The sequence below is a fragment of the Serratia sp. A07 genome, assembly GCF_058725505.1.
Genome location: NZ_JBZXDO010000004.1, coordinates 300290 through 312978, shown reverse-complemented (window position 1 = coordinate 312978; position 12689 = coordinate 300290). Strand labels below are relative to the sequence as shown.

Here is a 12689-nt window from a genome sequence, read left to right as displayed (position 1 = left end):
GGCGCATATCTTCAGCGATTAGAACTGCTCGCTGGTTTCCGCTTCGTCGTCTTCGAAGTCGTCACCGGAAGCGGCCACCAGTTCACCGCCGCTGTGCAGCAGCAGGTCACGCAGCTTCTTATCCAGCTCAGCGGCGATAGCCGGGTTTTCTTTCAGGAAGTTACAGGCATTCGCCTTGCCCTGACCGATCTTCTCGCCGTTATAGCTGTACCAGGCGCCGGCTTTTTCGATCATCTTGTGCTTCACGCCTAGATCGACCAGCTCGCCACGGCTGTTGATGCCTTCGCCGTACATGATTTGGAACTCAGCCTGCTTGAACGGCGCAGCGATTTTGTTCTTCACCACTTTCACGCGGGTTTCGCTGCCCACCACTTCGTCGCCCTCTTTGATGGCGCCGATGCGGCGGATATCCAGACGCACCGAAGCGTAGAACTTCAGAGCGTTACCGCCGGTCGTGGTTTCCGGGTTGCCGAACATCACACCAATTTTCATACGGATCTGGTTGATGAAGATCAGCAGGGTATTGGCGTTTTTCAGGTTGCCGGCCAGCTTACGCATCGCCTGGCTCATCATGCGTGCCGCCAGGCCCATGTGCGAATCGCCGATTTCACCTTCGATTTCCGCCTTCGGCGTCAGCGCCGCCACGGAGTCGACGATGATGACGTCAACCGCGCCGGAGCGGGTCAGCGCATCACAGATTTCCAGCGCCTGCTCGCCGGTGTCCGGCTGGGAGCACAGCAGGTTGTCGATATCGACACCCAGCTTTTTCGCATAGATAGGATCCAGCGCGTGCTCGGCATCGATGAACGCACAGGTTTTGCCTTCGCGCTGCGCAGCGGCGATCACCTGCAGCGTCAGGGTGGTTTTACCGGAGGATTCCGGGCCGTAGATTTCAACGATGCGGCCCATCGGCAGGCCGCCGGCGCCCAGAGCGATATCGAGTGACAGTGAGCCGGTGGAGATCGTTTCCACGTCCATGGAGCGGTCTTCACCCAGGCGCATGATGGAGCCTTTGCCGAACTGTTTCTCAATCTGGCCCAGTGCCGCAGCTAACGCCTTTTGCTTGTTCTCATCAATAGCCATTTTTGCTCCTTCGTTTCGCAATGCCGGTGTTACCCCACACTGCCACTGAATGTATGTTGTGCAGGAAATGTCACTAATTATACTGTATGGTCATACAGTATCAAGCCTAATTTACAAAAATTCGTCGATGGCGGTTTGCAGCGCGAAAATCGTCGCCTGCAGCCGCACCGCGTCGCGGTCGCCCTCGAATTGCATCATGCGCGACAGCCCCCGGCCATCGCTGCCGGCGAAGCCGAACCACACGGTACCGACCGGCTTTTCCGCGCTGCCGCCGTCCGGGCCGGCGATGCCGCTCACCGATAGCGCCAGATCGGCCTGCGCCGCCCGCAGCGCCCCTATCGCCATCTCGCGCACCACCTCTTCGCTGACCGCGCCGTGCGCCGCCAACGTGGCTTCTCTCACCCCTAACAGGTCATGCTTCGCCGCATTGCTGTAGGTGACGAAACCGCGATCGAAATAGGCGGAGCTGCCGGCGATATCGGTAATAGCCTTGGCGATACCGCCGCCGGTGCAGGATTCCGCACAGGTGATCCAGCGGCCCTGGGCCTTCAGTTTTTCCCCCACCAGCACGCTGAGCCGGCGCAGTTGGTTTTCACTCATAACCTCTCCCTCGCGAATTCAGGTATATGCGCCCGATAGTAGCATTTATCAAGGCGACGCGGCGGCCGACGCGTGGAAATGCGCAGCGCCTCGCAGGAGGTACGGTTTTAAGCGCCCGGCCAAGCTGCTAGTATCAAAAGAAGCGCCCCATTGAGCGGCGGCGCACCAGCACAAGGAACATCACGGAGGCGGCACGCTGCGGCAGCGGCCTCAGGGCGCACCAGAAGAGATTAGGATGATAGCGTGAAAAAAACGTTGGGCGTATTCTTGCCGTTGTATACCACCACCCTGCTGCTGCTGTTGGGCTCGGGCCTGCTCACCACCTACGTCTCGCTGCGGCTGGCCTCTATCCACGTCAGCAGCGCGCTGATCGGCGCCATCATCGCCGCCAACTACATCGGGTTGGTGATAGGTGGCAAGGTCGGCCACTTTCTCATCGCCCGCGTCGGGCATATCCGCGCCTACGTGGCCTGCGCCGGCATCATTACCGCTGCGGTGCTGGGGCACGGCCTGACGGAGTTCATTCCCGCCTGGGTCGCCCTGCGCCTGGTGATCGGGCTGTGCATGATGTGTCAGTACATGGTGCTGGAAAGCTGGCTGAACGACCAGGCGGAATCCAACCAGCGCGGCATGGTGTTCGGCTTCTATATGGCGGCGACCTATCTCGGCATGTCGCTGGGCCAGATCGTGCTGATGCTGCAAAGCAACCTGGGCATCACCACGCTGCTGGTGATCGCGCTGTGCTTCGCGCTCTGTCTGGTGCCCATCGCCCTCACCACCCGCACCAATGCGCGCCACATGTCGCCGGCGCCAATGGAGCTGCGCTACTTTGTCGGCGCCATTCCCAAGGTGCTGGCCACCACGTTGGTGATCGGCATGGTGGTGGGCTCGTTTTACGGCCTGGCGCCGGTCTATGCCAGCCTGCAGTCCTTAACCACTCAACAAACCGGCCTGTTCATGGCACTGGCCATCTTCGCCGGGCTGGTGGCGCAGTTCCCACTCAGCTGGCTGTCGGATCGCTATAGCCGCCCGTTGCTGATGCGACTCAACGCTATTTTGCTGATCGTGGCGGCGCTGCCGCTGGCGCTGCTGCCGCACATCGACTTCCCGCTGCTGCTGGCGGTGGGATTCGTCGTCAGCATGCTGCAGTTTACGCTCTACCCGTTGGTAGTGGCGCTGGCCAACGATCTGATTGAGCCGGAGCGCCGCGTCTCACTGGCCGCCTGCCTGCTGATGGCGTTCGGCGTCGGCGCCAGCATCGGGCCCTTGGCGGTCGGCGCGCTGATCGAGCCGCTTGGCGGTAATATCCTGTACGCCTTCTTCGCCCTGTGCGGCGTGCTGCTGGCGGCCCTCAGCCGCACGGCGAAAGCGGAGGAACCTCAGCTGGCGCAGGACGCACCGGTGCCGCATATTCCGCTGCCGGACAGCCTCGCCAGTTCGCCGCTGTCGCCGGCGCTCAATCCGACCTTCGATGAGCAGATCATTCACGACACCATGCCGCCGCCGGAAGCGGCGCCCGATGTCGACGAGCCGCAGCCCGAGGAACAGGAGACGGAGCCCCTGCCTCAGGGGGCCGATCCGCAAGAGGATACCGGCCTGAAAAAGGCGCACGCCATGCTGTAAACGGCGGCGCTACAGATCCAGGAAGGAGCCCAACATGAAACCGCGTTCGGCGATCGCCGCTTTCAGCGTCGGCGCGGTCAACACCTCCAGCTCGACGAGGCGCGGGTGACAATATTTGCTCTGCAGGATCGTCGCGTCGAGGAACGCCGGGTGGCACATCATTTCCAATGACTCGGCGCCCTGCTCGTCGGCGCGCGTCAACCGCTGCAGGAACAAGGCTTCGGAAATCATTTCACCGTAGAATCCCGCGTCAAACGCGTCGGTGCTGCAGGGCGTCTGCAACGCAATATCGCGCCGTTTCGCCTCTTCGCGATCGAGACGCAGCGGCAGACCCTGTGCCTGCGCAAACGCCTCCACCAGCGGGTAAATCTGCGGCTGCATATGCACATGGTGGTGGCTGTCGATGTGCGTCGGCGGCCTGCCGAACAGCGTCACAAACCGCGCGAACTGGCGCTGCAGCTCCTCCTGAACCTCGTCCAACTGCAGCTCGCCGGCCTCGGCGCGGCACCACAGCCATTTACCCAGTTCGCCATGCTCGTTGACCAGCGAAGGCATGGCGCCCAGAGGCCTGCCATGGGTCAAAACGAAATGCAGCCCGATCGGCAGCCCCGGATATTGCCGGCTGAGCGCCGCCGCGTGCTGGGCGCCGCCGCCGTTCACCATCGCCGTGGTAGAAGAAACCACGCCATGCTGATACGCCTCGATGACGCCGTAGTTTTGCCCCTTGCTCAGGCCGAAGTCGTCGGCATTCACGATCAGTAGTTTTTCCATAATGGCTCCCGCGAGATGGATTTTTGGCAAGGGAAGCCCGACCGACCGACGCGGCATTCCCCTTCGCTAAGGTAAAAATCGAATGATTAACCGGCCGGCGGCCTGAAGCTCATCGGCATATCGGCGTTGATACTGATCGGGAGCGGCCCTAAAGAGGGCCGTAGCACTTTTTTCGGTAGTTGCCTGGGGTCACGTCGGTGAGCCGCTTGAAGTTCTTAATGAACAGGCTGACATCGCCATAGCCGGAATCAAAGGCGATATCGGAAACCGAAGAGTTGGTGACCTCCAGCTGCGTCTTGGCGAAATTGATGCGGATCTCATTGATTACCTGCATCGGCGTCTTATGGTAGTAACGCCGCATCGCCCGGGTCAGATACTCCTGGGTCTTCCCCGACAGCGCCACCATGTTCGCCAACGCCCTTTCGCCGAACATCGCCTTGTCATGCATGCCGGCCAGGGTGTTCTTCAGCCACTGCGGGATATCATCGCCGCCGTCGTTTTCTTCCTTATAGTGACGAATGCGGCTGATCACATAGAAAGTCAGCGTTTCGAGAAATTCGGCGAAATCATCCTCGCGAAACTGCGGCGAACTCACCACCGATTCGATATAGGCCAAAAACTCGCTCCTCAGGCTGTAGGCCTGCGAGGCGACGAAGCAGCGCGGCAGCTGCTGCAAATAGTGCTCTTCAAAGAACGCTTTGCTGACCGCCACGTTGAAGATTTTCGTCGCGCCGAACTCGTAAAAGCTCTGGTGATAGGAGCCGATAGGGATAAAGACGAAATCCCCGCGTTCCAGCAGCACCCGCTTGCCGTTGATCTCCTGGTAACACTTGCCGCTCAGCACGATGGTGAACTCGTAATAGTCGTGCTGATGCAGCCCGGTGGCGCTTTCCACCTTGTTGTAGATAAACAGGTGAAAATCTTTGCAGTTAAAAAAATCCTGCTCGCGAATCAGCTTCACGTCGTTCGCACTCAGCGAAATTCGGTTGTCGGACACGGCGCCGGCCTCCCGTTAGTCAAATCCGTTGCGTCTGGCCGCCTCGGCAAACCAGTAGCCGCTTTTCTTTATGGTACGGCGCTGATCCGCCCGATCCAGCCGCACCAGCCCATAACGATTCTTGTAGGCGTTCAGCCAGGACCAGCAGTCGATAAAGGTCCACAGATGATAGCCTTTGCACTGCGAGCCTTCCGCCAGCGCGCGGTGCAGCCATTTCAGGTGCTCGCGAATAAAGTCGATGCGGTAATCGTCCTCCACCCGCCCATCGACGCCGATAAACGCCTCTTCGCCTTCAACGCCCATGCCGTTTTCCGAAATATAACAAGGCAGATTGCCGTAGTTCTCTTTCAGATCCATCAGGATGTCGTACAGCCCCTTTTCGTAGATCTCCCAGCCGCGGTGCGGATTGATTTTGCGGCCCGGCATTGCATAGTAACTGAACAAATCCTCCGGCGATGCGATCGGCCCCTCGGCACGGCGCCCCTCTTTCGCCTGCACCCTGCGCGGTTGGTAATAGTTGACGCCGAGGATGTCCACCACGCCGTCTTCAATCAGCTGCGCATCCTGCGGCTCGCAGTGGGGCATCAGCCCATGCCGCTCCAGCAGCTGCAGCAACGCCGCCGGATAACGCCCTTTGGCGACCGGATCGAGGAAACTGCGGTTGAGCAGCAGATCGGCGTCGTGTGCAGCCTGCCGATCCTCCGACGCATCGGAACGCGGATAGGTCGGGCTCAGGTTCAAAATAATGCCGATATTCCCCGGCAGCTCCCGCGCTCTGAAACGCTGCACCGCCATGGCATGCGCCAGTACGCTGTGATACGCCACGGTGACCGCCCGTTTGAAGTCCACTACGCAAGGGTAGTGCAGGTCATTCAGGTAACCGGCCTCCACCGGCACGATCGGCTCGTTGAAGGTGAACCAGTGGGTGACCCGATCGCCAAACAGATCGAAGCAAATGTCGGCGTAACGCGCATAGGCTTCGACCACCGCCCGGTTTTCCCAGCCGCCGCGCTGCTGCATGCACAGCGGCATATCGAAGTGGTAGAGATTGATAAACGGGGTGATGCCCTGCACCAGCAGCTCGTCGATCATCGCGTTATAGAAAGCCACCGCCTGCGGGTTCACTTCGCCGTCGCCGTCCGGGATCAGCCGCGACCACGAGATCGACGTTCTAAAGGTATTGTGGCCCAGCGTTTTGAGCAGCCCGATATCGGTACGGAAATGGTCGTAAAAGGTTGAGGCCTCGCCCGGCCCCACCCGATCGTGAAAGCGCTCGGGCGCGATCTCGAACCAATAGTCGAAGATGTTGCGGCTCTTGCCGTCCCGTGCGGCCGCCCCTTCAGACTGCGGCGCGGAGGTGGCGCTGCCCCACCAGAACCCGTCGGCAAATTGATATTCCATACTCGCGTCCCTCGCGGGGCGGCCACGCCGCCCCGTTCCACTGTTAGAATTTCAGCGCCTTGGCGATGTCTTCTTCGCTTTCCGTCGCCGCGTCGATCTGGCTCTGCGCCTTGTTGGAGATCGCCACGAACGGCAGATAAATCACGGTGGCGACCGCCAGGTTGAACAGGCTCAGCAACAGGGCCATGATGCTGCCGTTGGTGTTGAAGAACGCCCCCAGGCCGACCGGCATGGTCCAGGGCGCGATGTTGGTGATCGGCGGGATCAGCCCGGAGTAATAAGCCAGCGAGGTGATGATGGTCAGCACCGGCTGCACCAGGATGAACGGAATGAACATCACCGGGTTCATGATCACCGGCAGGCCGAACAGAATCGGTTCGTTGATCTGGAAGATGCCGGACGGCGTCGCCAGCTTGGCGACCTGGCGGTAATCTTCGCGGCGCGAGGCAATGAAGATGGCGATGATCAGGCCCAGCGTCGAGCCGGTGCCGCCGAGGTAGATGTAGGAGTCGACAAACGGCTTCGCCCACATATGGAACTCTTTGCCGGCGGCCACCGCCGCTTCGACCGAACCGTATTTGTTGTACAGCTCCACGTTTTCCAGCGCGAACGGCGTCATGATGCCGCTGTCCAGCGCCGCCAGCGCCATGGAGCCGTGCACCCCAAAGAACCACAGCAGCGAAGAGAACAGCACGTACACCCAGCCCACCACGCTGCCCATCTTGGCCAGCGGCGCCGAAATGCCGTCCATGATGATCTGGTGGAAGTTGGTGCCCCAGTGCGCCAGCGCGAACGCCACCAGCCCCATGATGGAGAGGATGATGAAACCGGGGATCAGCGCCGAGAAGGAGCGCGACACCGAAGCCGGCACGCTGTCCGGCAGGCTGATCACCCAGTTGCGCCGCACGATGAAAGCGAACATCTCGGCCACCACCAGCCCGATCACCATACCGGAAATGATGTTGGCGCCGCCCAGCCAGTTGGCGCCCACCGCATAGGCCTCGCCGACGTTAAACGGCGTGACGGTCATAAAGGCCGCCACCGCCAGCAGTGCCGAAGCCAGCGGATCGACCTTGCGCTCTTCGGCCAACGCCATGCTGATAAAGAACGGCGTCATCAGGGACATGATCCCCAGCGTGCCGTTGTAAACGCTGCCGCCGATGCTCTTCAGCCCGTTCAGCGTCTCGATGGTGGAGGCATCCAGGCGCACGCCCAGCGAATAGAAGAACGATCCTTCGCCGAAGCTCAGGAACACGTTGTTGATCAACACGAACATCGCCCCGGTCAAGGTCAGCGGCATCAGGCGGATAAAGCCGTTCTTGATGGCGTTGACGTGGGGCTGCTTACCGATTTTTACGGCGAAAGGCAGGATAACCTTCTCGAGCGAGGCAATGAGGGTATTCACGGCGGCCTCCTGTTATTGATTGGCTTTCTTGATGGCGGCCACCGCGGCCTTCAGCACCCCCAGCCCATCGACCTTGCCGTACAGCAGCGGATCGATGACTTCAACAGGTTTGTTGGGCAGCTGTTTTTGCACTTCCGGCAAGGTGTAGGCGATCTGCGGCCCCAGCAGGATCAGATCCGCTTCAACGCCTTTCTCCGCGGCCAGCGCCTCCGGATAGGCGGCGATGATCACCGGTACTTCGTATTTCTCGGCCTGCGCCTTCATTTTTGATACCAACAGGGAAGTGGACATACCGGCAGAACAAAACAGATAGATTTTTTTCTTTTCCATACCAAGCACCTCAGATAATCAAAAAAACCCCGTGTTATTTGTATGCCAGATGCAATCACGATTGCTTCACGCACATTCCTTATGAAAATTTCCGTCACGTTGCCCTGGTTGCAGACAGTATACGGAGCATGAAAAACGGATCGGTAAGCCAGCGAGGATAATAACCGTCTCTCCTTGACCTACTGGCTTGACCCTCTTCACATTTCACATAAAAAAATAGTGTGACCGGGCTCTCAAATAACCGATAAAAACTCGGAATATTCGCAATAAATACTCAAATAGCAATTATAAACAGCCAGTTATAAACTCGCCGGGAATTTAAGGGATTATTTGCGCCCGAACAAACGAAGGGGGAATAATAATAGTTCAAGCTTGATTCGCTTACTTGCCATCCGAACGCGATGGCCGGTAAAGAAGATTAGGTGGGCAGACGCAGCAACTCGATCACTGTGGTCAGCGCCACGGAATGATTCCTGCGGTTGGGATAATAGAGGTAAAAACCGGGAAACGGCGCGCACCAGTCGGCCAACACCCGCCGCAGCCGCCCGCTCGCGAGGTGTTCTTCCACCTCCTGTTCGATGGCGAAAGCGATGCCGACGTGCGCCAACGCCGCCTGCAGCAACAGCCTGGCGTCATCCACGATAAGCGGGCTGTTGACCGCCACGGAAAATCGCTGCTCGCCCTGCTGAAATGCCCATTTGTAGCGCTCGCCCGAAGAGGCCTTGCGCCAACCGATGCAGCGGTGCTGCAGCAAATCCTGTGGATGCGTCGGTTCGCCGTGCCGTTGAAAATAGTCCGGCGTGGCGACGATGGCAAAACGCAGATCCGGCGTCAGGCGCACCGCACGCATATCGTTGTGCAGATCCTCGCCGAGCCGAATACCGGCGTCAAAGCCTTGCTCGACGATGTTGGCAAACCCTTCGTCCGCCACCACCTCCAGCGTAATGCCGGGGTAATCGCTGGCCAACCGCCCCAGATGCGGCACGATGGCGAGATCGATCGCCGAACGCGGCGCGTTGATGCGCACCAGGCCGCGTGGCCCTTCGCGAAACGCATTCAGGCTCTCCAGCGCGGCGTCGATGTCGGTAAAGGCCGGCACCAGCTGTGCCAACAGATGCTCACCGGCCTCCGTCGGCGAGACGTTGCGGGTGGTGCGGTTCAGCAGGCGAATGCCCACCTGCGCTTCCAGTTCGCGCAGGGTGTGGGTCAGCGTCGGCGGCGTCACGCCCAGTCGGGCGGCGGCGCGGCGGAAGCTGCGTTCACTGGCGATAGCCACGAAGGCTGCCAGGCCGGACAATTCGGGTTTCTTCATGCTATTAATATAAATTATCTAATAGTGAGATGAATTTTTAGCGGATAGTTATCCGTCATCTAACAACATAGCATTGCGATCGAACCCATTACCAGGTATCGATGCGATGATTAATACTACAGCTCCAACTCATGAAACGCCGCGCCGTCTGGCTGACAAAGTCGTGCTGGTAAGCGGCGGCGGCACCGGTATCGGCCGCGCAGCCGCGCTGGCCTATGCCCGCGAAGGCGCAAAAGTGGCGCTGGCCGGCCGGCGTGCGGCGGAAATCGAAGCCACGGCGCGCGACATCGCGCTCGCCGGCGGCGACGCCCTGCCCATCGTGGCCGACGTCTCCCAGGAAAACGACATCCGCAGGCTGCTCGCCACGGTGACCGCCCACTACGGCCGGCTCGACGTCGCCTTCAACAACGCCGGCATCATCGGCAACTTCGCCCCCATCACCGAACAGAGCAGCGAGGATTTTGACCGCGTGATCGCCATTAACCTCCGTGGCGTCTGGCTGGCGATGAAATACGAGATTGAAACCTTCCTGGCGCAACATTCAGGCGGCGTGATCGTTAACACCTCCTCCTGGCTGACCCACGGCGCGCTCGCCGGCTCATCCAGCTATTCCGCCAGCAAAGGCGCGCTCGACGCGATGATCCGCGCGGTGGCGCTCGAATACAGCGGCCAGGGCATCCGCGTCAACAACATCAACCCCGGCATCATCGACACGCCGATGGCGCGCGGCAGCGTGGCTGACAGCGCGGCGTTCGCGCCCTTTATCGCCCACACGCCCGCCGGCCGCCTGGGCGAATCGGAAGACATCGGCGATGTGGCGCTGTGGCTGGCGACGGACGAAGCCCGCTTCATCACCGGCCAAAGCCTGCTGGTGGACGGCGGTTACACCATCGCCGGCATGCGTTGAGGGGGCGACGCCATGAACTACGTTCGGCTTGGCGACAGCGGCCTGCAGGTGTCCCGCCTTTGTCTGGGCGGCATGACCTACGGCGATCCGGCCTGGCGGCCCTGGGTGCTGAAAGAAGAGCAAGCGCGCCCCTTTATCCGTGAGGCGCTGGAGGCGGGCATCAATTTTTTCGATACCGCCAACATTTACTCCGGCGGAGAAAGCGAGCGCATTCTCGGCCGCGCGCTGAAGGCGTTCGCCCGTCGTGAAGACGTGGTGATCGCCACCAAAGCCTACTTTCCGATGGACGCGCAGCCGAACAGCCGCGGGCTGTCGCGCAAGCACCTGCTGCACAGCGTCGACGCCTCCTTGCAGCGGCTGGGAACGGATTACCTCGATTTGTTCGTACTGCACCGCTTCGATACCGAAACGCCGATCGAAGAAACTGCCGACACCCTCGACGGCCTGGTGCGGGCGGGCAAGATCCGCTATCTCGGCGCGTCTTCACTGCACGCCTGGCGCCTGATGAAAATGCTGGCCTTTCAACGTCAGCACCGCCTGGCGCCGTTTATTTCGTTGCAAAGCCAATACAACCTGGTGACGCGTGAAGACGAAGAAGAATTGATCCCGCTGTGCCTGGAGGAAGGTATTGGCCTGACGCCCTGGTCGCCGCTGGCCCGCGGCGTGTTGGCCGGCTCCGCCAGTGGCGGCACGCTGCGCGCCGCCACCGACGAACAGGCGCCCCGTTGGTACGGCGGCAGAAACGAGGTGGAATGCACCGTCGCTGCCGTAGCGGAGGTGGCGGCCGCGCGCGGCGTTCCACCGGCGCAGATCGCGCTGCCCTGGCTGTTGGCCAAACCCGGCGTAGCGTCGCCGCTGGTGGGCATGTCCAAGCCACACCATCTGCAGGATGCGCTGGCGGCGCTCGACCTCAGGCTATCGCCGGAAGACGTGGCCGCGCTGGAGGCGCCAATGGCACACGCTGCCCGCCCCGAGCGCTGGTAGCCCCCTTTCCCTCATTCCCGGAGAGAAACATGTCATACGCTGTTACCGCGCGAGCGGCGTTGTTCACCCTCGCTGCCGCATTCACCCTTAGCGCGCCGGCGCAGGCCGCCGTCAGCGCAGACTGCACGGAAAGCAGCATAACGCTGCCGCCCGGCGCACTTTACCCCAACGGCATCGCCCGCGCGGCGGACGGTACGCTGTATGTCGGGCTGATCACCAGCGGCAACGTGCTGCGCAAACGGCCGGGTCAGGCGTGGGAAACCTTCTTCCCCGGCGCTGACACGGTGTTCGCCTCAAACGCGCTGCGGCTGGACGAACGGCGCGGGCTGCTGTGGGGGAACTCGCCGGACTTTCTCTCCGGCGGCAAAACGCGCGCCAACCGCATCTATGCGCTGAACGTCGTGGATGGCACCCTCAACCGCAGCCTGGCGCTGCCGGCGGGGGAAATGGGCAACGATATCGTGCTCGGCGCAGACGGCACGGTGTACGTGACGGAAACCCGCGGCGGCGGCATCCTGCGCCTGCGGCCGGGCGAAACGGCCTTCAGTACGCTGTATCGGGATCCGCAATTGGCGGCTCCCAGCGGGTTGGGGGCCGCCGGGATCGTGCTGCTCGACGACCGGCTGATGGCAGTCGCCAATTTCGGCACCGGTAAGCTCTACGCCCTCAGCTATAACGATCCAAAGCCGCAGCTGACGGAAATGCAGCTGCCGCGCCTCATCGAAAACCCGGACGGGATGGGGTTGGCACCGGACGGCGCGCTGATCGTGCTGGAAAACGGGATCCAGAGCGGCCAGGGGCGGATCCTGCGGATCCCTTCCCCCAAGGCGGCAGGCATGCACCGGATTGAGATCTTGCGCGAAGGCATGGAATCGCCGGTCAACCTGACTATCACGCCACAAGGCTGCGCCTTCGTCAGCGAATCGCGCATCCGCCACCGCCTGCTGCCCGGCCATGAAACCGAAGTGCCCGACAGCTTCCGCCTCTATCAACTGCCTTTGCCTCTCACCGCCGCGCAATAACCTTTCCACCACCACTGCGGGCGGCGACTTGCGTTGTTGCCCGCAGGCGAACAACAATCTCGCTGCGTTACAAACCCGCCTTGCGCTACGCTTCCCATTTTTACCTGTGACAGCCGATTGCCCGCTGGGCTAGTATAAGCGTCTGTGCAAACCTCAGGTTTGAGCGCGCCGTCTGGCGTTTTGATGATTTGATTTGCGCCGCCCGGCAAGCGCTAAAGGGGGCGGCGCCTGCTGAAACAATGTGATAGCGAATG

The 12689-nt window shown here is 61.0% G+C and carries 12 protein-coding genes; 4 read left to right on the top strand and 8 right to left on the bottom strand.

The genetic code is table 11. The features are described 5' to 3' along the window. Positions 1-18: 18 nt before the first annotated feature. Positions 19-1083, bottom strand: a complete 1065-nt coding sequence (recA, locus tag AC4PR2_RS06840; protein ID WP_004932541.1) for a recombinase RecA — start codon at positions 1081-1083, stop codon at positions 19-21. A 111-nt stretch (positions 1084-1194) separates the two neighbouring features. Beyond that, positions 1195-1683, bottom strand: coding sequence for a nicotinamide-nucleotide amidase (gene pncC, locus AC4PR2_RS06835; RefSeq protein ID WP_060425320.1), 489 nt, complete (start codon positions 1681-1683; stop codon positions 1195-1197). A 243-nt stretch (positions 1684-1926) separates the two neighbouring features. On the opposite strand from pncC, the gene AC4PR2_RS06830 reads away from it, so the two are divergent. Further along, on the top strand, positions 1927-3306 hold the full coding sequence (locus AC4PR2_RS06830) for an MFS transporter (RefSeq protein ID WP_337046764.1): 1380 nt from the start codon (positions 1927-1929) through the stop codon (positions 3304-3306). A 9-nt stretch (positions 3307-3315) separates the two neighbouring features. Here AC4PR2_RS06830 and chbG read toward each other — a convergent pair whose 3' ends face one another. The 6 genes from chbG to AC4PR2_RS06800 form a co-directional block, all read right to left on the bottom strand. Beyond that, on the bottom strand, positions 3316-4077 hold the full coding sequence (gene chbG / locus AC4PR2_RS06825) for a chitin disaccharide deacetylase (RefSeq protein WP_087762913.1): 762 nt from the start codon (positions 4075-4077) through the stop codon (positions 3316-3318). Between the two features lie 148 nt (positions 4078-4225). Next, complete coding sequence (gene chbR / locus AC4PR2_RS06820; RefSeq protein WP_060425318.1) at positions 4226-5074, bottom strand: transcriptional regulator ChbR; 849 nt, start codon at positions 5072-5074, stop codon at positions 4226-4228. 15 nt (positions 5075-5089) lie between these two features. Then, positions 5090-6475 (bottom strand): family 1 glycosylhydrolase, encoded by a 1386-nt coding sequence (locus AC4PR2_RS06815; protein ID WP_197802417.1) that lies wholly within the window; start codon positions 6473-6475, stop codon positions 5090-5092. A 43-nt stretch (positions 6476-6518) separates the two neighbouring features. After that, positions 6519-7880, bottom strand: a complete 1362-nt coding sequence (gene chbC, locus AC4PR2_RS06810; RefSeq protein WP_049200339.1) for a PTS N,N'-diacetylchitobiose transporter subunit IIC — start codon at positions 7878-7880, stop codon at positions 6519-6521. 12 nt (positions 7881-7892) lie between these two features. Beyond that, positions 7893-8210, bottom strand: coding sequence for a PTS sugar transporter subunit IIB (locus tag AC4PR2_RS06805; RefSeq protein ID WP_004932561.1), 318 nt, complete (start codon positions 8208-8210; stop codon positions 7893-7895). A gap of 418 nt (positions 8211-8628) precedes the next feature. Continuing rightward, the gene (locus tag AC4PR2_RS06800; RefSeq protein ID WP_197802416.1) at positions 8629-9522 is read right to left on the bottom strand and encodes a LysR substrate-binding domain-containing protein; all 894 of its coding nucleotides are present in this window, start codon (positions 9520-9522) and stop codon (positions 8629-8631) included. 106 nt (positions 9523-9628) lie between these two features. On the opposite strand from AC4PR2_RS06800, the gene AC4PR2_RS06795 reads away from it, so the two are divergent. Genes AC4PR2_RS06795 through AC4PR2_RS06785 form a run of 3 tightly spaced genes read left to right on the top strand, consistent with a single transcriptional unit; the run spans position 9629 to position 12435 of the window. After that, positions 9629-10429 carry an SDR family NAD(P)-dependent oxidoreductase gene (locus AC4PR2_RS06795; RefSeq protein WP_049200335.1) on the top strand — a complete coding sequence of 267 codons (801 nt, stop codon included), beginning with the start codon at positions 9629-9631 and terminating at the stop codon, positions 10427-10429. A 12-nt stretch (positions 10430-10441) separates the two neighbouring features. Next, on the top strand, positions 10442-11413 hold the full coding sequence (locus AC4PR2_RS06790) for an aldo/keto reductase (protein ID WP_492174955.1): 972 nt from the start codon (positions 10442-10444) through the stop codon (positions 11411-11413). A gap of 29 nt (positions 11414-11442) precedes the next feature. Further along, the gene (locus AC4PR2_RS06785) at positions 11443-12435 is read left to right on the top strand and encodes a Vgb family protein (protein ID WP_227818455.1); all 993 of its coding nucleotides are present in this window, start codon (positions 11443-11445) and stop codon (positions 12433-12435) included. Positions 12436-12689: the final 254 nt, after the last annotated feature.